The sequence below is a fragment of the Prauserella flavalba genome, assembly GCF_003202235.1.
Lineage (GTDB): Bacteria > Actinomycetota > Actinomycetes > Mycobacteriales > Pseudonocardiaceae > Prauserella_A > Prauserella_A flavalba.
The window spans coordinates 305,374-324,178 of sequence record NZ_MASU01000008.1; the positions used below are offsets into that span (position 1 = coordinate 305,374).

Consider the following 18,805-nt stretch of genomic DNA (forward strand, 5'->3'; position numbering starts at 1 on the left):
AGGACTCCCATGAGGAACCTCGCCGCCCTGCTGGATTCGACCGCCGCGAAGCACCCCGGACGCACGGCGATCGTGTTCGGCGACAGCCGGCTCTCCTATGCCCAGCTCGACGCGGCGTCGAACCAGGTCGCGAACCTGCTCGCCGCCCACGGGGTGCGTCCGGGCGACAAGGTCGCGCTGTCCTGCCCCAACCTGCCGCACTTCACGATCATCTACTTCGGCATCCTCAAGGCCGGTGCCACGGTCGTGCCGCTGAACGTGCTGCTGAAGCCGCGCGAGATCGCGTGTCACCTCGACGATTCCGACGCGGTCGCGTACTTCGCGTTCGAGGGCACGACGGACCTCCCGATCGGCGAGTCGGCGGCACAGGCATTCGAGGAAACCGAAGACTGCCGCTCACTGTTCATCGTCCCCGCCGCGGCGGCCCCACCGCCCTGGGCGGACCAGCCTGCCGACTTCGACACGGTCGACGTCGACGACGACGAGACCGCGGTGATCCTCTACACCTCGGGCACCACCGGCCGGCCGAAGGGAGCGGAGCTGCGGCATCGCAACATGCGCGACAACGCGCTGGCCGGCGAGGATCTCTTCGCCGCCGACGCGGAGAACCCCGACACGTACCTGTGCGTGCTGCCGCTGTTCCACTCGTTCGGGCAGACGGTCATCCAGAACGGCGCGGTCGCGTTCGGCGGCACCATGGTCATGCTGCCGCGGTTCGACGCGCGCGCGGCGCTGACTCTGATGCTCACGGAGACGGTGACCTTCTTCGCCGGGGTGCCGACCATGTACTGGGGTCTGCTCGGTGCCCTCGGCGATGGCGCGGACGGGCCGGCCCTTGCGGCCAACCTGCGGGTGGCGGTGGCCGGCGGTTCGGCGCTGCCCGGCGAGGTGCACAAGGAGTTCAAGGCCAGGTTCGGCGTGACGATCCTCGAGGGCTACGGCCTGTCCGAGACCTCGCCGGTGGCGTCGTTCGCCGTCTACGGGCGGGAACCGCGCGTCGGATCGATCGGCCTGCCGATCCCGGGCGTCGAGATGAAGCTGATCAACGACGACTGGTCCGACGTGCCCGACGGTCCCGAGGCGATCGGCGAGATCGCGATCAAAGGCCACAACGTCATGAAGGGCTACTACGGCAGGCCCGAAGCGACCGGCGAAGCGCTCAGAAACGGCTGGTTCCGCTCCGGCGACCTGGCCACAAAGGACGCTGACGGGTTCTACTACATCGTCGACCGTGCCAAGGACATGATCATCCGAGGCGGTTTCAACGTGTACCCGCGCGAGATCGAGGAGCTGCTGCTGACACACCCGGCCGTCTCGCTGGTCGCGGTCGTCGGTGTCCCGCACGACTCCCACGGCGAGGAGATCAAGGCCGTCGTCGTCAGGAACCCCGGCCACGACGACGTCACCGAGCACGACATCGTCTCGTGGACCAAGGAGCGCCTCGCCGCGTACAAGTACCCGCGCATCGTCGAGTTCCGCGACACCCTGCCGATGACGGCCACCGGCAAGATCCTCAAGCGGGAGATCTGACGGCCGGCCGGAATCCGACACCATCCTGGCCGGACTCGGACTCGGGCTCGAAGGAGAGGCCGTTCCCCTGACCACCAGCCCTGTCAACACGGTCGCATCGTCCGCGACGGCCGATGGCGTTGACGAAAGCCGCGCCAGACATGATCTGGCCGCCCAGTGTGAGCGCCCGGGTTCGCAGGCGGCCAGGAACAAGATCGCCCGCACCGAGACGACCATCGACCGTGCCGTCCTGCCGACCACGCCGAGATCGTGGCTGATGATGATCATCGCGAGACCTTCGCGCTGCCGCTGCCGCGCAGCTCGCCGATCGTCCTGCCGTCTGTTCATGATCAGGCCCTTTCGATGCCGTGCACGCCCACGCGGGCATCGGGCACTCGGGGCCCGTCTGCGGGCGGCGAGCAGGAGATTTGGGCATCGGGGGAACGAGCCGGGCACACGAGGTGAACCCTGAACGAACCGTCGTGCACCTTCCGGCGGGGTTGTGCGAACAGCACCGCGGGCCGCACGCAGCCGGGGTTTCTTGTGGCCGCGTTCACGACCGCGTCGGCCGTGCGGCACGCACCGTTCACGATTCCTCAGCAGGATTCCGGCGACGAGCGCGCCGCGTGCCGGTGCCGCCGTCGCGTCGCGGCCCGGTTGGCGGCCCGCGACGCCGAGTCACGATCGGAGAGACCTGATCCCATGAGGAACGTTCACCGCAACTGTGGTGTGCTCATCTGCGCCGCGCTGCTGGCCGGGCTGGCCGCGGTACCGGCCGCCGCGCAGCCGGACCCGGGCGAGCCCACCGGATTCCTCGACAACGGCGTCACGGCGCACCGCGGCTACTCCAGCGCCTACCCGGAGAACACCATGCGTGCGTTCACCGAGTCGTTGCGGCTGGGGGTGGACTGGATCGAGCTGGACATCTTCACCTCGGCCGATGGCCGGATCGTCGTGTCGCACGACGCCACCACGGGCCGGTTCGCCGATCGCGACCTGCGCATCTCCGAGAGCACCTACGCCGAGCTGAGCCGGCTCGACGTCGCCCACGGGTTTCGTGCGGCGAACGGCCTGACCGAGGAAGAGGTGCCACCCGCCAGGATGCCGCTGCTGTCCGAGGTGCTGGAGCTGATCAAGACGCAGGACCGCACTCGGCTCTCGATCCAGCCCAAGGACGGCTCCACCGCCGCCGCCGTGGCGCTGGTGCAGGAGCTCGGTATGCAGCGGTGGGTGGGCTTCAACGACGGGAACCTGGCCAAGATGAGCCTGGTCAAGGAACTCGATCCCAGCATCCACGTCTTCTGGGACCTGCCGCCGAGCGGAGACCTGAACGCGGAGCTGGCCACCGCCCGCGATCGCGGCTTCGAGTCACTCGTGGTCAACCAGGCCCGCATCAGCCCGTCGGTGATCGCCACGATCGAGGACGCCGGCTTCGAATCGGGAGCGTGGACGGTCAACGACACCGAGGTCATGCAGCGCTTCATCGGCTGGGGCATCGACCGCCTCTACACCGACAGCGTCGACCAGGCGCTGCTGTTGTTCGGTCACGACCGGCGCGAGGGCCTCGGCCGGGGGCTGCTCGGACACTGGTCGTTCGACGACGTCACGGGCGGCGTCGCTGACGACGACGGCTCCCCGAACCCGCTGCGCAACGGCAGGCTCCGGGCCAACGCCGACCTGACCGCTCCCGGCCACGGGCACCTCAAGGGCGCGGTGGCGTTGGACGGCAACGGTGACCACGTCGAGGTTCCCTTCCAGGTGCTGCCGGACCAGGCTCCCGCCTACACCGCGTCGGCCTGGTTCAAGCCAGGGCAGGTCGGCCGGGGGCGGCAGTTCGTCCTGGAGACCGCGGGCTCCTGGGCCATCTCGATCGAGCTCGCCGACGTCAGCGGCCACCTGAAGTACTCCGTGCAGACCGGCGGCACCTCGGTGATCGCCGAGTCCACCGTCACCCCGGCCGGGGGCCGCTGGCACCACGTGGCCGTCACCTACGACGCCGCCACCGGCTCCTCCCGGCTCTACCTCGACGGCACCGAAGTGACCACGTTCGCCGACCCCAAGGAGACCGGCAGCGGCCAGCTGGCCGACACCACGGGACTGCGCGTCGGCACCTACCGCGGCGCCGACGGCCGCTACTTCGCCGGCGCCATCGACGACGTCGCCATCTGGAACCGCGTGCTCAGCACCGACGAGCTGGCGACACTGTGGAACAACGGAGCCGGCACCGCCGTGCCCGCGACCTTCACGGAGCCGCGCTCGACCCCGGGCTCCTGGAGCCCGCGCGCCTGACGCCCCGTTGTGCGGCGCCGGGCTCGGACGAACCGGCCGGCGCCGCACACTCCCCACGTTCACGCGGTTTCGGTGAGCGTCGTTCGACCAGCCTGAAGTCCCGAGTCCGTCGCAAGTGATGCGGCACCGTCTACGTCTCGGTCGGTTACCAGCAGACGATGACCGACGCGATGAAACCGCTGGAGCTCGCCGTGCCGCAGCTGACGACCCCACGACCGACGCACGAGGCGGGCGGGCGGTTGTTCGTCGCTGTCGCGCGCGCCCTGGCAACGCCCTCGCCTCGACTGAGCCCACCTGCCCGGCGCTGAGAGGCGATGCGGCGATATTCAGCACCGAGCGTCTCATTTCGAGCAGATCGAGGGCACGTCGCAGGAACTCCGGCGAATGAGCCTTCGGCGAGGAACCGAGCCCGTGAGCATGATCCGCGATCGGCAACGACCCGGAGCTCAATCGCGTTTGCGCCCGCAGGTCAGCCTCGCAGGGGCTTCACGGCGGGCTCGAGGTCGTCGGGAATCTGGGGGTCGACGGTCGGACGTCGCCCCGTTGATCGCAATCGCCTGGCCACGGCCGGTGAGTGCTCGACGATGGCCAGGTGCACTGGAGGCTGGTGTCAGCGCCTCGCTGGATGACCGAGATCCAGCGAGGTAACCCGAGTTTGACCGCCGTCGCCCAGTCAGACGCGGTGGGCGCCCGCCTTGCCGCTGTCGACGGCGAACGACGCGAGAGTGTGGATCGGGGATGTCGGCGCTTCGACGGTGTCGACGACGCGGTAGTCGGCCACCCACTGGTCGTCGTTGAGGGTGCAGCGGACGTAGCCGTGGTGGTTGTCGCGGAACAGCAGGTGCGGGTTGTTCGGGTCGATGTCGTAGCGGGTATTGAGGGTGCGGTCTCCGCCGGAGGTGACCGAGGTGCCGATGAACTCGGTGGCCACTGGTGCGGCGTCGAAGTCGGTGAAGTTCGGGGGGACGTTGCAGACCCGGTTGACATGCACGTCGCCGGTGATCACCACGGGGTTGTCGACCTGGCGCTGGGTGATGAGGTCGAGGATCCGCTGCCGGTCCGCCACGTAGCCGTCCCATTTGTCGCCGCCGAACGAGCGCTCGGCGAGGTCGGCGTCCTGGTCCATGGGTGCGAACGGCACCTGCTGGGCCAGCACCTTCCACCGGGCCGGCGAGTTTGCCAGCCCGTCGAGCAGCCACTGCCGCTGGTGGGCACCCAACATGGTGCGGCCCTCGTCGAGGGCCTCGGCGCAGTACCCGCTGGAGTCCCGGGTTTCCGGGGCGCACGCGCGCGGCTGGTCGGAGCGGTACTGGCGGGTGTCGAGCACGTTGAAGTCGACCAGCTCGCCGTAGGAGATGCGCCGGTACAAGGTCATGTCCGGCCCGGTGGGCATCGAGCCGCGCCGCAGCGGCATGTGCTCGTAGTAGGCCTGGTAGGCGACCGCGCGGCGAGTGAGGAACTCCGCGGCGGGACTGTCCGGATCGGACTCCTCGTCGGCGTAGTTGTTCTCGACTTCATGGTCGTCCCACGTGACCAGCCAGGGGAACGCGGCGTGGGCGGCCTGCAGATCGGCGTCGGTCTTGTACTGCGCGTGGCGGATGCGGTAGTCGGCCAGGCTCCGCACTTCGACATCAGGCAGGTGTGCCCGGCCGAGCGTGCCCTGCGACGGGCCCTCGTAGATGTAGTCGCCGAGGTGGATCACCAGGTCGAGGTCCTCGTCGACCATGTTGCGGTATGCGGTGTAGTAGCCGGCCGGAAAGTTCTGGCAGGACAGGAAACTAAAGGTCACCGCATCGACCGGCGCGCCGAACGCCGGCGCCGTCTTCGTCCGCCCCACCGGGCTCAGTTCCGATTCGGCGCGGAACCGGTAGAAGTACTCGCGCCGCGGCTGCAGGCCACTGACCTCGACGTGCACGGAGTGCGCGCTCTCCGGGTGCGCGAGCACCGTGCCTTCCCGCACGATCGTGGCGAACCGCTCATCGGTGGCGACCTGCCACTGCACGGGCACCGGCCGCGCCGGCATACCGCCGCCGTTGAGCGGGTCGGGAGCCAGCCGGGTCCACAGCACCACGCCGTCGGGCAGCGGATCGCCGGAAGCCACCCCCAGCGTGAACGGGTCGATCACCTTCGGCGACGAGTTCACTCGAGCCGCAGCGAGCCCGGAGCCACCCAGTGTGGCGACGCCCAGCGCCGCGGCACCGGTGACTCCACCCAGCAGGGCACGGCGAGAGAACGACGAAGACGAGGAAGCGGACACGACAGGACCTCCAGCGAACCGGACGCGGGCCGCGTCAACTTTGACCGATCAGACCCTCGATCAGGTGAACGCCGGTAGCCTGCCCCGCGAACTCAATGCGTCAGTTCGACCCTCGGCGCTGAGTCCACAGAGATCGACGAGGTCAAATGTGTTGACTTCGCCCGGATTCGGTCACCGCCGGTGCCGAAAGACACCGATACTGTTCGCGAATCGGCTAGCACCGCGTCATGGGCGCAGCACGGTCATGTCACCGAGCCCGAACATCGTGGGAGGGTCGTATCTTTCTGCCTGAAGGGTTCACAAAGTGGTTGTCTCGCCGAGAAACGCTCTGAGTTGCTTGCTCACCGTCGCGGTCGCTGCGTTGCTGTTCATCGCAGGAACCATCGTTACAACCCCGTCCGCTTGGGCGCTACCGCCGGGGACGCCGTCCAAGGCGACCGCGCAGTCGGAGCTGAACGCGCTGTCGGTCCGTTCGCAGGAGTCGATGACGGGTTACTCTCGCGACAAGTTCCCGCACTGGATCACGATCTCCGGCGCCTGCAACACTCGCGAAACCGTGCTCAAACGCGATGCCGACTCGGTCACGGTCGGCTCCGACTGCTACCCCACCTCCGGTCGCTGGTACAGCTATTACGACGGGGCCGTCTGGTACCAGGCGTCCGACCTGGACATCGACCACATCGTGCCGCTGGCCGAGGCGTGGCGTTCCGGGGCGAGTCACTGGACGACGTCCAAGCGCCAGTCGTTCGCCAACGACCTCGATGGCCCGCAGCTGATCGCGGTGACCGACAACGTGAACCAGGCCAAGGGTGACCAGGACCCGTCCACGTGGCAGCCACCCCGTTCCGGTGCCCGCTGCGCGTATGCGAAGTGGTGGATTCACACCAAGTACCGTTGGGACCTGCAGCTGCAGTCGTCGGAGAAGTCCGCGTTGCAGAGCATGCTCAACAGCTGCACCTACTGAGTCCGCCCCGCCGCGGCGTCGTGGGCTCGCGCGTATGACGCCGCGGTTTTGCGGCACAGGGAGTTCTGGCATGACGCAACAGTCCTCGGTCTTCACGGCCAGCCACGGGGTGATGACCGCCGAGGTCGGCGTGATCAGCGGCGAACTCGAGCTGCGCACCCAATGCGATGACGATGGCGCCCTCACATTGGCGATCACCTACAGCGGCGCCGACGAGTGGTATACCTTGCCCGGCGAGGGTTACCGCCTGCACGATCCGCGCGATCATGAAGTCGTGCACCGCATCCTGGCCACCGTGCTCGCCCGCCCTTGACCTGATCAGAGCCCGTGAGGATTGTGTCGATCCTTGCCGGACCTTGACCAAGTAGCGATGGGTGCGGGGACGGTCGGCGAGCGACGGCCCGTCGACAGCAGCTGCGACTGAACGTGAGGTGACGCGCCGCGGGTTGGGTGCCGGCATACCGGGTGATGTCACAGCGATCGGGGTCGGGGGAGGGCTTCCGGGACACGGTTGGCCGATCCGAACAGCAGCACCACCCCGTCGCCTGCTTCGGGCGTGTGCCCGGCGATCCCCGTCTTCTTGTGCGCCAGCCGTGTGGTGTCGGACGGGCAGCGCCCGCATCCGTCGGATGGAGATGTTCGGCAGGTAGCTCAGCGTTTCGGGCAAGCGCCGCACCGGGGCAGCAGTGAATGCCCTTCGGCTTCCTGCAGCGCCGACACGTCGTCGTAGCGGGTGAGCAACAAGAACCCGGGTGGCTGCTCGAAGACTGGCACGCTCGCGCGCAGCCGGGCGTAGTGCTGGTACGGGTCCGTTGGCCGTGACTCAGCCTGGGTTCGGGAAACGCCACCGGTGCCGCCCGAGCAGGTGGCCAGAGGCGATCGCATTGGGCCGATTGGGTTTCCCGATCGCCGCGGGGTCTGTTCACCGTCCGTACACGAACCACTGTTGCGCTGAACGCCGTTCGGTGGAAAGCCACCGACGCGAGGGAAAGGTGCGGTAGCGGTTGTGAGCCGGATTCAACTTCAGGGGCTGACGCGGCGCTTCGGCGCGGTGACGGCCGTTGACGACATAGGGCTCGATGTCGCCGACGGCGAGTTTCTCGTTCTGCTGGGACCGAGCGGCTGTGGCAAGTCGACGCTCCTCCGCATGATCGCCGGTCTTCTTCCACCCAGTGAGGGCAGGCTCTGGCTCGACGACACCGAGATCACGCATCTGCCGCCGCAACGGCGCGACGTGGCGATGGTGTTCCAGAGCTACGCGCTCTACCCACATCTGTCCGTGGCCCGCAACATCGGGTTCCCGTTGCGCACCAGGAAACGTCCGCGCGCCGAGATCAAGGCGAAGGTGGCCGAGGTGGCCGCCACCCTCGGGCTCACGGACCTGCTCGACCGCAAGCCCAGGGAACTCTCCGGTGGCCAGCGGCAACGGGTCGCGCTCGGCAGGGCGCTCGTGCGAGACCCCGGTGCCTTCCTCATGGACGAACCATTGTCCAATTTGGATGCCAAGCTGCGTGCGGGAACACGGGCCGAGATCGCGGGGCTGCACCGGAGACTGCGGGCCACGACGGTGTACGTCACCCACGACCAGGTCGAGGCCATGACCATGGCCACGCGTATCGCACTGTTGAACGAGGGCAGGCTCGAGCAGCTCGGGACACCGTCCGAGGTGTACGACGCGCCCGCGTCGGTGTTCGCCGCGACGTTCCTCGGCTCGCCCGCCATGAACGTCGTCGACACGACCGTGCGCGCCGTGGACGGCACGTTGGTCGCCGAGGCCGAAGGGCTTCGCTTGTCACTAGGCATCGACGCGGACATCCCGGACCGGCCGGTGCGGCTCGGTGTCCGGCCCGAGCATCTCACCCTCACCTCCGCCGGCGGCCAGGGAATCCGGGCCGTCGTCACGGCGGTCGAGAACCTGGGCAGCGAGGAGGTCGCCCACTGCGACACCGGTGTCTCCGTGCGCGGTCCGCGCCCGCTCGGCGTCGTCCCCGGCGAGGCCGTCACCCTGTCCGCCCGGCCGGAACACCTGCACCTGTTCGACCACGACAGCGGCCGCAGGCTCGCCTGGCAGGCCGCGTCGGTCCCTCAGCCCGTCTGATCGTCCCCGCACAGAAAGAGGAACCTCCCCATGAAAAGGACCCTGCTCGCGGCCTGCGCCGCGACGCTCCTGCTGGCCACCTCGGCCTGCGGACTGGGCAGCGAGAGCACCGGCGCGGAAGGGTCGGTGAGCCGCGTTCCCGAGCTGCAGCCGGACCAGAAGGTGTCGATCGTCTTCGAGAGCTACAACTTCGGTCAGGCCGGAGCGTGGACGGATACGTTCAACGAGCTGATCGCCGCGTTCGAGAAGGAGCATCCGAACATCTCGGTGACGGCGCAGAAGCCGCAGGGCAACAGCGCGAACCCGGCGACCGACACGATCTCCAGCCTGCAGAGCCAGCTCACCGCGGGCAGCCCGCCAGACGTCGTGCAGCTCGGCTTCTCCGATCTCGACTTCACCGTCAACCAGCTCAAAGCGCTGCCGTTGGACGACCTGGTCGGCAAGGACGCCGTGCAGGCCAACTTCGACGGTGACGAGTACCCCTACGCAGAGTCGGCGCGCACGCTCGGAGACTGGAAGGGCAAGACCTACGGCGTGCCGTTCGTGTTCTCCACGCCGATGCTCTACTACAACAAGCAGCTGTTCACCCAGGCCGGTCTCGACCCCGAGCACCCGCCGACGACCTGGGCCGAGGTCCGCGACGCGGCCAAGGCCATCAAGGAGAAGACGGGCGAGGACGGCGCCTATGTGGACTGCCTGACCAAGGCCGCCAAGGACTGGTGCTTCCAGGCTCTCGTGCGTTCGGCCGGCGGGCGGGTGATCTCCGAGGACCGCTCGACGCTGACGTTCGCCGATCCACCGTCGGTCCAGGCCGTGCGCACCATGCAGGACATGGTGAAGGCCGGCGTGATGCCCAATCGCACGCAGATGCAGGCTGTCGAGTCGTTCGCCCGCGGCGACCTCGGCATGATCCTGGAGTCCAGCGCCATCCAGGGCACGTTCCTCAAGGGAGCCGGGGACAAGTGGGAGCTCGGCGCAGCGGCGATGCCGAGCTTCGAGGGCAAGCAGGCCATCCCGACCAACTCCGGTGCCGCACTGTTCGTGTTCTCCCAGGACCAGGCCAAGCAGCGGGCGGCGTGGGAACTGATCAAGTTCCTGACCAGCGAGCGCGCCTACACGACGATCGCGACCAAGATCGGCTATCTGCCCTTGCGTACCGGGCTCGTGAACGACCCCGAAGGCCTCAAGAAATGGGCCGACGAGAACCCGTACCTCGAGCCGAACCTGAAGCAGCTGGAGCACCTGGAGCCGTGGGTGTCGATGCCCGGCGCGAGTTACCTGCAGATCCGCGACGGGATGATGCAGGCAGTGGAGAACGCCGTGTACCAGGGCGCGAATCCCGCCGACTCGTTGCGGTCCGCGCAGGAGGAGGCGTCCGCGCTGCTCCCGGGCGGAGGGAAGTGAGCGTGGGCACCGGGCCGGACCTCACCCTGGTGCAGCTGACCGACACCCACCTGCTGCCCGAGGGAGCGCTGATGCACGACGTGGTCGACACGGCCGCGAACCTCGTCGCGGCGCTGGAGATGATCGAGCGGTCGCAGCTGCCGGTGGCGGCTCTGCTGCTCACCGGCGACCTCGCCGACAATGGCGCTCCCTCCGCCTATCGCAGGCTGCGGGAGGCGGTGGAGCCCGCCGCCCGGCGGCTCGGTGCAGAGGTGATCTACACGATGGGCAACCACGACGAGCGCGGTGCCTTCCGTGCCGAAGTACTCGGTGAGGAGCCATCCACAGCGGACTACAACACGGTGACTATGGTCGGCGGCCTGCGCGTCGTGTCTCTGGACAGCAGTGAGCCGGGACAGCACGACGGGCATCTGTCCGGTGAGCAGCTCGACTGGCTGGCCGACGTGCTCGCCCACCCCGCGCCGTCAGGCACCGTGCTGGTGTGTCACCACCCACCGCTGCCCTCGCCGGTGCCGACCGTGCACCTGCTGCGGTTGCGTGGGGCGGAACGGCTGGCCGGGGTGGTCGCGGGCAGCGACGTCCGGCTCGTCGTGACCGGGCACGCCCACCACGCGGGCTGCGGGGCGCTGGGCGGCGTGCCGGTCTGGGTCGGGCCCGCGCTGGCCTACGGCGTCGCGGCGGTGCCGCCGAAGGGCAGGCTGAGGGCGGGCGCGGACGCGGCGTTCAGCCGCATCGACGTCTTCGGCGAGCAGGTCGTCGCCACCGCGGTGCCGCTGTCGCGGGCCGAGGGCGTGTACGACGTCGCGGCCGCCGAGCGGGTGCGGCTCGTGCGTGAGGTCGTCGGCGCATGGTGAGCGGCGCCTTCGTGGAGGTCGCTCCGCCCGTGCGGAGCCGGGAAGCGCGCGCGGCGGGCATGCCGGACACTGTGCCCGCCTCCCCGGCGCTGTGGCAGCGGGTGCGGCGCATCGCGCCGCCCTACCTCTACCTCCTGCCAGCCGTGGTGCTGCTCGTCGTGTGGACCTACCAGCCACTGGCCCAGACGTTCGTGCTCTCGACCTACTCGTGGAACCTCGTGCCGAGCACACCGATGGTCGACGTCGGGCTCGGCAACTACGAGCGGTTGCTCAGCACGCCGGAGCTCGGCCGTTCGGTCTGGCGCACGGTGGTCGTGATCCTCGGGATACTGCCGTTCACGGTCGGCATCCCGGTGGCGGTCGCGCTGCTCACGCGGCGGGTGCGTGGCCGGGCGCAGGGCGTGTACCGGGCCCTGGTGTTCGCGCCGATGCTCGTCGCGCCGGTGGCTGGTGCCGCGGTCTGGCAGTGGCTGCTCGACCCGTCCGCCGGCGCGGTCAACCGGGTGCTCGGCACCGACGTGAACTGGCTCAACACCGCGGGCACCGCGCAGCTGTCGATCATCGTGATCACCGGCTGGCACGTCGTCGGGTTCGCCGTGCTCGTGGTGACGGCGGGGCTGGCGGGGATCAATCCCGACTACGCCGCCGCGGCGCAGGTCGACGGAGCCTCGCGAAGCCAGGTGACACGCTGGATCACCTTGCCCCTGCTCTCGCCGACACTGGCGTTCCTGGTGCTGATGACCGTGCTGCTGTCGGCGCAGTGGACGTTCCCGCTGATCGACACCCTGACCCAGGGCGGGCCGGTCGGGTCGACCACCAACCTCTACTACCTGCTCTGGGAGTACGGCTTCCGCAGCCACGATGCGGGCCTGGCCGCCGCGGCCGGTGTGCTGTTCTTCCTCGGCTTCATTGTGGTGGCCGCACTGCTGACGCGGCTCGCGGAAAGGCTCAGTCACCATGACGACTGACGAGGTGGTGGGGGAGTCGTCCCGGGGAAGGCGGCTCGGCGGGCACGTCGTGCTCGGGGTGCTGAGCCTGGCGTGCGTGTTCCCGATCTACTGGCTCTACGCGACGTCGCTGCGTGCACCGCAGGACGTGTACTCGCTGTCGGTGCTGCCGTGGCCGTTGTCCACGGCGAGCTACACGGAGGCGTTCGCGAAGAACGACGTGCTGGGCATGCTGTTCAACACCGGGGTGATCGCGGTGCTCAGCGCCCTCGGACAGTTGCTGGTGGCGTTGCTCGCCGCCTATGCCTTCGCGGCGTGGCGGTTCCCGCTGCAACGGCTGCTGTACTTGATGTTCGTCGGCACGTGGCTGGTGCCGTTCCAGGCGACGATGCTGCCCAACTACGTGCTGCTGTCGCGGCTGGGCCTGCTGGAAACCCTCGCCGGGGTGATCGTGCCGACCCTGTGCTCAGCGCTGGGTGTGCTGTTGCTGCGGGAGCACCTGAACAGCTTCCCGAAGGAGCTCCTCGACGCAGCGCGGATGGACGGCCGTTCGTCGTGGAGTACGTTGTGGACGGTCGTGGTGCCGGCACTGCGGCCCGCGCTCGCCGCGCTGGGTATCCTGCTGGCGATCAGCGCATGGAACGAGTACTTCTGGCCGGCGATGGTGCTGCAGCGGAGCAACGCCGTGGTGCAGCTCGGGCTGCGCAGTTTCATGGGCACCGAGGGCAACGACTGGGGTCCGCTGATGGCCACGGCCGGTCTGGCGTGCCTTCCGGTGTTCGTCCTCTACCTCGTCCTGCAGCGGCACATCGTGAACGCCTTCGTGCGGTCGGGGCTCAAGTAGGCGTGCCGGGCAGGCAGCCGAGAAACAACCTAGACCGGCCTGATGGTCGTCAGGATTGCCGTGGCGCCGGGTCGGCGCGGCGGCAGGTTCACCGGCGCTGCCGTTTTTCGCCGGTCCACCGGAATCTGGACCGCGTCGGCGCGCACGGATCAGGCGGCGGGGGAGGGGTGTCCCGCTCCCGCCGCGGCATCGGCCAGAACAGGGTCGCGGGCTCGACCGGTGCCGGTTCGGGCAGCGCGTCGAGGCCGGGCACCAGGGCTCGCACGTCGTCGTGGAAGCGGCGGGCGAGTGCGGGCGCGTCGGCGTTGTCGGGGGTGTGCACGAAGACCGTCGGAGATCGGCCCTCGCGCAGCCAGCCCGCGACCACCTCGGTCCACGGCCGCCACCCCTCGACCGTCTCCTGGACAGAGTCCCGGCCCAGGTAGCGGACGATCGGCCGGTCGGTCAGCGCTCGCGTCCGCCTCGGCAGCCGCGGTTTCTTGGCCCGGGCGTCCTGCTCGGCCTCGCTGGTCGGCGGGCTCTGGAAGAAGACCGTGGTGTCGAACGGCACCCACTCGGCGTCCGCGTCGGCGAGTGTTCCTTCCAGCAGCGACGTCGAGTGGATGTCGGTGAAGAACCCCGGGTGGCGCACCTCGACGGCGCGTCGGCGGCCGGCGGGGAGCCGGCGCAGGAAGCGGCCGAGAGCGTCGACGTCCGAGGGGCCGAACGAGGCGGGCAACTGGGTCCACAGGACCGCCCGTTCGCCAAGGGGTTCGATCGCGTCGAGGAATGCCCGCATCTCGGCCTCGACACCGGCGAACCGGCGCTCGTGCGTGACGACCTTGGGCAGCTTGACCAGGAACCGGAAGCCGGCGTCGGTCTGCCGTGCCCACGTCGTGACGGTGTCCCGGGCGGGGGTCGCGTAGAAGGTGGTGTTGCCCTCGACCGCGTTGCACCAGCCGGCGTAGGCCCGCAGGCGTTCCTTCGCCGGCAGCGGCTGCGGCAGGAACCGCCCTGCCCACGCCTTGTGGGTCCACATCGCGCAACCGACGTGCAGACGTGCCACTCCATCCACCTCCCGTCAGCCGGCAGTGAACCTACTACCCGGGCAGCACCTGCGGGCACGCGCCCGTGGCCTGGTCGAAGGCCGGCCCTGGCCTGTCGAAGGCGATCGGCTCCACGAATCGGGTGCCGGTCACCCGCGACGGGCGCGCAGTTCGACGCAGCACTCACCCGCGTGCGGGTCGAGCACCGCCTCGACGGTCGCGGCGCCGAGTCCGTCGAGCAGACCGGCGAGGAACGCGTGGTTGATGCCGCACACCAGCTCCGGTGCCCTGTCAGCCAACGGGTGGAACGGGCAGGTACCGAGTCGCAGGCACGTCGACGACCCGCGATCCGGGTCGAATCCGTGACGGCCCAACACCGCCGCGGTCAGGGTGAGGGCACGCTCGGCACCCAGCCGTCCGGGGCGGGCCTGCTCGCGCTCGGCCGCGCCGATCCGGTGACCGCGCCGGCGGGCCGCCCGCAGCGCGGCGCGCCGGACCTGCCCGTCACGTTCGCGGCCGTCCTCGTCGCCGTTGTCGCTGTCATCGCGGTTGTCGCTGTCGTCGGACTGGGTGCCGGAGAGGACGGCGTCCACCAGGATGTCGGCGAGCAGGTCGGGCTGGCGGGGCGGGATGCTCACCCGGATGTCGGCCGCGACCGGTTGGTACACCTTCGGCGCCCGGCCGACCTTCCGGATGCCGCTGACCGGCTGGTAGCCGGCCTGGAGCACCCCGGCGTCGACGAGTTTGTCCAGGTGGAACGCGGCCAGCTTGCGGGAGATCCCGACCGCGGCGGCGGCCTCGTCGCGGGTGACCGGGCGCCGGGCGGCCCGGATGAACCGGTACATGCCCCGGCGCAGCTCGTCGTCCAGTACGGCGACAGCCCTGATGCCCGCATCGCCTGTCACGTCCCTCACGATAACACCAACAAACGTATCCCATGACAGCTCGGCGAACGCCCGGACACAGGGCGAGCTTGACGGAGGCTCTCAATAGGACCAAAATTTCTTAGTGATTTAGCGGAGAGGTGGTGTTCCCTGTGACCGGAGATGTCCAACAGGCCAAGCAGCCGGTGAGCAAGGCGCTCGCCGGCCCGTACGGGCACCCGTTCCACCCGATCCTGGTCACCGTGCCCATCGGCGCCTGGGTGGCCGGTCTCGTGTTCGACATCGCCTCGCGGATCATCGGCGACCCCGCGTTCCTGACACAGGGCTCGGTGTGGCTGATCGCGATCGGGGTGATCGGCGCACTGCTGGCGGCGATGATCGGATTCCTCGACCTGCTGGCCATTCCCACCGGAACCCGCGCGTTCCGCACCGGCCTGCTGCACATGAGCCTCAACCTGCTGGTCGTCGGCGCCTACATCGGCAACTTCTTCTGGCGGAACGCCACCTACGGCCAGCCCGGGCCGGTGGCCGTCGGCCCACTGGCGCTGTCCGCGGTCAGCCTCGCGGCGCTGGGCGTGTCCGGGTATCTGGGAGGGAAACTCGCCTACCGCTACGGCGTGCGGGTCGCCGAGGAAACCGCACAGGCAGAGGGCTACCGGTCCGTCCGCACACCACCGGTGCGCGGACGGACCGGCCACGCCCACTGAACCAGACCCACCGCTGTCCCGTTCCCGTAAGGAGGCCGATCATGTCCATCGCCGCACTGATCGCCTGGGTCGTCACCGCCGCCGGCGGCTTCGTCCTGCTCGGCACCTGGATCGCCAAGGGCGGCGCCCGTACCCCGCGCGCCAGCAACTTCCCGCCCGCGGTGATCTTCGGGCACTTCGCACTCGCCGCCGCCGGTCTCGTCGTGTGGATCATCTACCTCGTCGCGGACACGACCGTGCTGGCCTGGATCGCGTTCGGGCTGCTGGTCCCCGTCGCCCTGCTGGGCTTCACCATGCTCGCCCGCTGGATACCCGCCTACCGGGCTCGCGCCACGGTCACCACCGGCAGCGGCGGTGGCCGGCCGGGCACGGCCGAGACCGGTGACCGGGAACCGGCCGAGCAGCATTTCCCGGTCGTGGTGGTCGGCGCACACGGCGTGTTGGCGCTCGCCACCGTGGTGCTCGTCCTGCTGTCCGCCCTCGAGATCGGCGGAAGCTGAGCCCACACCCCGTTCTCCACCATGTCGACGATCGAAAGGGCTGTCCATGCACTCTGCCTCCGCCGCCTTACGGGTGGTCCACGAGCCCGATCCGGGTGTCGATCTGGTCGCGGCCGAGCACGCCGCCGCACAGTTCCTCAGGGCACTCGGCGTCGAGTCGGATTCGGAGAGCCTGCGTGGCACCCCAGGGCGGATGGCCCGCGCCTACGCCGAGCTGTTCAGCCCGCGTCCGTTCGATCTCACGACGTTTCCCAAGACGAGGGTTACGACGAACTGGTGCTGGCCCGCGCCATTCCGGTCCGGTCGGTCTGCGAGCACCACCTGCTGCCGTTCGTCGGGGTGGCTCACGTGGGCTACCTGCCGGGCGAACGCATTCTCGGGCTGTCCAAGCTGGCCCGGATCGTCGAACACTTCGCGCGCAGGCCCCAGGTGCAGGAGCGGCTGACCAAGCAGGTCGCCGACTGGCTCGCCGAGCACCTGCACCCGAAGGGGGTCGGGGTCGTGATCGAGGCCGAGCACAGCTGCATGACCCTGCGCGGAGTGCAGGCCGCCGGCTCGACCACCGTCACCTCGACCCTGCTGGGCGTCCTGCGCGAGGACGCCCGCTCCCGGCAGGAGTTCTTCGCCCTCACCGGCGTCCACGGCTGAAGGCACCGGCGCCAGGGACTCGGCGTCCGAGTCCCTGGCCCCGGCGAAAAAACCCGGACCCCGTGTCGAACCGGCGTCGCCGAGTTCGTTGCCACTGTGCGAGGGGCCTCGCGCTCGCGAAGGCCCGGAACGCAGTGACAAGGAGCGTGCACACCATGACCGAGGAGAACGTGAGCGCCACCCTGACGATCGCCGTGCCCGTCACCAGGGTGTTCGCGGTGCTGGCGGACCCGGCGACCCATTCCGCGATCGACGGCACCGGCTGGGTTCAGGAACCCGTCGACCGGGCCCCGCTGACGGCGGTGGGACAGCTCTTCCGCATGGACATGTATCACGCCGGACATCCGGACGGTGACTACCAGGTGGTCAACAAGGTCCAGGCGCTCGATCCGCCGCACGCCATCGGCTGGCTGACGGGGCAGCGGAAGACCGACGGCCGGCTGGAGTTCGGTGGCTGGACCTGGCGCTACGACCTGGCGCCGCTCGGCCTGGCCAAGACCGAGGTCACGCTCACCTACGACTGGTCGGCGGTGCCGCGGTACATCCGCGAGCGCGGCATCCGTTTCCCGCCGTTCGGCCCTGAGCATCTCACCAACTCGCTGCACCACTTGGCGGAGCTCGCTGCATCGGCGGCGCCGGCGTGACCGAGACCCGGAGGAACCGCCGCGCCGTCTCGGTTCGCCGTCGAACGCCGAACCGGGGTTCTCAACGGCCGGTGTGAACACTCCCGGGGCGAGCGCTCAGCGCCTCGTCTGGTACCTGGTCAGCACCACGCCGCCCGGAAACGTCCGCGTCTCGACGAGGTTCAGGTTCACCCAGTTGTCGAGCGCGGTGAAGAACGGCGTGCCGCCGCCCACCAGGACCGGGTAGGTGGCCAGCTGGTACTCGTCGATGAGCCCGGCCCGCATGGCCGCCCCGGCGAGCGTCGCGCCGCCGATGCCCATCGGGCCGCCGTCCCCGGCCTTGAGCCGGGTGATCTCGGCGACCGCGTCGCCGGTGACCAGGCGAGTGTTCCAGTCGACCTTGTCGATCGTCGAGGAGAACACCACCTTCGGCGTCTCCCGCCAGTTCCGCGCGAACTCGATCTCCGCCGGGGTGGCGTCGGGCTGCTGGTCGCCGGTCGGCCAGTAGGAACTCATCGTCTCCCACAGCTTGCGCCCGTACAGCGACAGGCCGCTCGCCCGTTCCAGCTCGAGCCACCACTGGAACAGCTCCTCGCTCGGTGGCCCGCCCCAGCCGATGTCGTCGCCGGGCGCGGCGATGTAGCCGTCCAGGCTCACGTTCATCCCGAAGCTCAGTTTCCGCATGGCGCCAACCTCCCGCGAGTCGTTTCGGGTACAGACCGGCGCGACGCGGAGAACTCATCGGAGCGCGATCTGAGCACCCTTCACCGGCAGCCTGACGTGGCGGCGACGGTCGCGGCTGTGATGGGGCCGTGTCACCGCCGCCGACGGGCAGGGCGATGCCGGTGACATAGCCCGTGCTTCATGCTCGCCCAGATGAAGCGCAGGTTGATGGCGCTGACGCGGTCGAACTGGTCGGCGTCTTCGTCGGCGACGTCGCAGGTAGGGCGAGGGCTCGGTGGCCGTCGTCGGTGAGTTCCTTCGCGGCGACCTGGCCGGCGAAGTCATAGGTGAGGTTCCGGGGCCGCGGCGTACTCCTCGTCGGTGACGGGGGCCAGCCAGTGGACGACATCATGGTCGGCGTCGCCCTCGTTGATCGCCAGGTGGACCATCAGCCGGTTCGGTGCGGCGCCGTGCCAGTGCTCCTCGTCGGCCTCGAACAGAACTCGGTCACCGGGCCGGATGACCTCGACCGGCCCGCCCCGGCGCTGGCACAGGCCCATCCCCTCGGTGACGAAAACGGTCTGTCCCA

Annotated in this window: 16 protein-coding genes and 2 pseudogenes; 13 read left to right on the top strand and 5 right to left on the bottom strand. The window is 69.3% G+C overall.

Annotation, left to right across the window (positions count from 1 at the left end; genetic code table 11):
• The first annotated feature begins 9 nt into the window (after window positions 1-9).
• Together BA062_RS21870 and BA062_RS21880 are read left to right on the top strand one after the other, a co-directional pair.
• Window positions 10-1,530, top strand: coding sequence for a long-chain-fatty-acid--CoA ligase (locus tag BA062_RS21870; protein WP_110339609.1), 1,521 nt, complete (start codon window positions 10-12; stop codon window positions 1,528-1,530).
• Window positions 1,531-2,211: 681 nt separating this feature from the next.
• A complete protein-coding gene (locus tag BA062_RS21880) occupies window positions 2,212-3,798 on the top strand; it encodes a glycerophosphodiester phosphodiesterase family protein (protein ID WP_110339611.1) in 1,587 nt (528 codons plus the stop codon).
• Window positions 3,799-4,471: 673 nt separating this feature from the next.
• Here the strand turns inward: BA062_RS21880 and BA062_RS21885 are convergent.
• Window positions 4,472-6,055 (bottom strand): alkaline phosphatase D family protein, encoded by a 1,584-nt coding sequence (locus BA062_RS21885; protein ID WP_110339613.1) that lies wholly within the window; start codon window positions 6,053-6,055, stop codon window positions 4,472-4,474.
• Window positions 6,056-6,392: 337 nt separating this feature from the next.
• On the opposite strand from BA062_RS21885, the gene BA062_RS21890 reads away from it, so the two are divergent.
• The 7 genes from BA062_RS21890 (at window position 6,393) to BA062_RS21930 (ending at window position 13,166) form a co-directional block, all read left to right on the top strand.
• On the top strand, window positions 6,393-7,019 hold the full coding sequence (locus BA062_RS21890; RefSeq protein WP_245959932.1) for an HNH endonuclease family protein: 627 nt from the start codon (window positions 6,393-6,395) through the stop codon (window positions 7,017-7,019).
• A gap of 70 nt (window positions 7,020-7,089) precedes the next feature.
• Window positions 7,090-7,332 carry a hypothetical protein gene (locus BA062_RS21895; protein WP_110339617.1) on the top strand — a complete coding sequence of 81 codons (243 nt, stop codon included), beginning with the start codon at window positions 7,090-7,092 and terminating at the stop codon, window positions 7,330-7,332.
• Window positions 7,333-8,025: 693 nt separating this feature from the next.
• Window positions 8,026-9,117, top strand: a complete 1,092-nt coding sequence (locus BA062_RS21910) for an ABC transporter ATP-binding protein (RefSeq protein WP_110339621.1) — start codon at window positions 8,026-8,028, stop codon at window positions 9,115-9,117.
• 30 nt (window positions 9,118-9,147) lie between these two features.
• Window positions 9,148-10,521, top strand: a complete 1,374-nt coding sequence (locus BA062_RS21915) for an ABC transporter substrate-binding protein (protein WP_110339623.1) — start codon at window positions 9,148-9,150, stop codon at window positions 10,519-10,521.
• A 2-nt stretch (window positions 10,522-10,523) separates the two neighbouring features.
• The gene (locus BA062_RS21920) at window positions 10,524-11,375 is read left to right on the top strand and encodes a metallophosphoesterase (RefSeq protein ID WP_210406950.1); all 852 of its coding nucleotides are present in this window, start codon (window positions 10,524-10,526) and stop codon (window positions 11,373-11,375) included.
• Window positions 11,369-12,343, top strand: a complete 975-nt coding sequence (locus tag BA062_RS21925) for a carbohydrate ABC transporter permease (protein WP_245959933.1) — start codon at window positions 11,369-11,371, stop codon at window positions 12,341-12,343. The genes BA062_RS21920 and BA062_RS21925 overlap by 7 nt, the downstream gene beginning before the upstream one ends.
• Window positions 12,333-13,166: a carbohydrate ABC transporter permease gene (locus BA062_RS21930; protein ID WP_110339627.1), complete on the top strand. Its 834-nt coding sequence runs from the start codon at window positions 12,333-12,335 to the stop codon at window positions 13,164-13,166. The genes BA062_RS21925 and BA062_RS21930 overlap by 11 nt, the downstream gene beginning before the upstream one ends.
• A gap of 196 nt (window positions 13,167-13,362) precedes the next feature.
• On the opposite strand, the pseudogene BA062_RS21935 reads toward BA062_RS21930, so the two are convergent.
• Together BA062_RS21935 and BA062_RS21940 are read right to left on the bottom strand one after the other, a co-directional pair.
• Window positions 13,363-14,184: pseudogene (locus tag BA062_RS21935) on the bottom strand (DUF72 domain-containing protein); the annotation flags it as partial.
• A gap of 156 nt (window positions 14,185-14,340) precedes the next feature.
• Window positions 14,341-15,096: a helix-turn-helix transcriptional regulator gene (locus tag BA062_RS21940; RefSeq protein WP_168214050.1), complete on the bottom strand. Its 756-nt coding sequence runs from the start codon at window positions 15,094-15,096 to the stop codon at window positions 14,341-14,343.
• A 131-nt stretch (window positions 15,097-15,227) separates the two neighbouring features.
• Between BA062_RS21940 and BA062_RS21945 the strand changes: the two genes are divergently transcribed.
• From BA062_RS21945 to BA062_RS21960, 4 genes and pseudogenes are all read left to right on the top strand, one after another.
• On the top strand, window positions 15,228-15,782 hold the full coding sequence (locus tag BA062_RS21945; protein ID WP_110339633.1) for a DUF2231 domain-containing protein: 555 nt from the start codon (window positions 15,228-15,230) through the stop codon (window positions 15,780-15,782).
• Between the two features lie 41 nt (window positions 15,783-15,823).
• The gene (locus tag BA062_RS21950) at window positions 15,824-16,282 is read left to right on the top strand and encodes a hypothetical protein (RefSeq protein ID WP_110339635.1); all 459 of its coding nucleotides are present in this window, start codon (window positions 15,824-15,826) and stop codon (window positions 16,280-16,282) included.
• Between the two features lie 46 nt (window positions 16,283-16,328).
• Window positions 16,329-16,930, top strand: a pseudogene (folE, locus tag BA062_RS21955) (GTP cyclohydrolase I FolE).
• A 155-nt stretch (window positions 16,931-17,085) separates the two neighbouring features.
• On the top strand, window positions 17,086-17,574 hold the full coding sequence (locus BA062_RS21960) for an SRPBCC family protein (RefSeq protein ID WP_245959934.1): 489 nt from the start codon (window positions 17,086-17,088) through the stop codon (window positions 17,572-17,574).
• Window positions 17,575-17,670: 96 nt separating this feature from the next.
• Here the strand turns inward: BA062_RS21960 and BA062_RS21965 are convergent, their stop codons facing one another.
• Both BA062_RS21965 and BA062_RS21975 read right to left on the bottom strand, forming a co-directional pair.
• Complete coding sequence (locus tag BA062_RS21965; RefSeq protein WP_110339639.1) at window positions 17,671-18,237, bottom strand: dihydrofolate reductase family protein; 567 nt, start codon at window positions 18,235-18,237, stop codon at window positions 17,671-17,673.
• A 320-nt stretch (window positions 18,238-18,557) separates the two neighbouring features.
• Entirely contained in the window at window positions 18,558-18,776 is a 219-nt protein-coding gene (locus BA062_RS21975; protein WP_245959935.1) for a cupin domain-containing protein, read from the bottom strand.
• Between the last annotated feature and the right edge of the window lie 29 nt (window positions 18,777-18,805).

Coding starts and splice junctions, on each gene's coding strand:
- BA062_RS21870 (WP_110339609.1), top strand. CDS start 10: ATGAGGAACCTCGCCGCCCTGCTGGATTCGACCGCCGCGAAGCACCCC.
- BA062_RS21880 (WP_110339611.1), top strand. CDS start 2,212: ATGAGGAACGTTCACCGCAACTGTGGTGTGCTCATCTGCGCCGCGCTG.
- BA062_RS21895 (WP_110339617.1), top strand. CDS start 7,090: ATGACGCAACAGTCCTCGGTCTTCACGGCCAGCCACGGGGTGATGACC.
- BA062_RS21915 (WP_110339623.1), top strand. CDS start 9,148: ATGAAAAGGACCCTGCTCGCGGCCTGCGCCGCGACGCTCCTGCTGGCC.
- BA062_RS21925 (WP_245959933.1), top strand. CDS start 11,369: ATGGTGAGCGGCGCCTTCGTGGAGGTCGCTCCGCCCGTGCGGAGCCGG.
- BA062_RS21930 (WP_110339627.1), top strand. CDS start 12,333: ATGACGACTGACGAGGTGGTGGGGGAGTCGTCCCGGGGAAGGCGGCTC.
- BA062_RS21950 (WP_110339635.1), top strand. CDS start 15,824: ATGTCCATCGCCGCACTGATCGCCTGGGTCGTCACCGCCGCCGGCGGC.
- BA062_RS21960 (WP_245959934.1), top strand. CDS start 17,086: ATGACCGAGGAGAACGTGAGCGCCACCCTGACGATCGCCGTGCCCGTC.
- BA062_RS21965 (WP_110339639.1), bottom strand. CDS start 18,237: ATGCGGAAACTGAGCTTCGGGATGAACGTGAGCCTGGACGGCTACATC.
- BA062_RS21975 (WP_245959935.1), bottom strand. CDS start 18,776: ATGGGCCTGTGCCAGCGCCGGGGCGGGCCGGTCGAGGTCATCCGGCCC.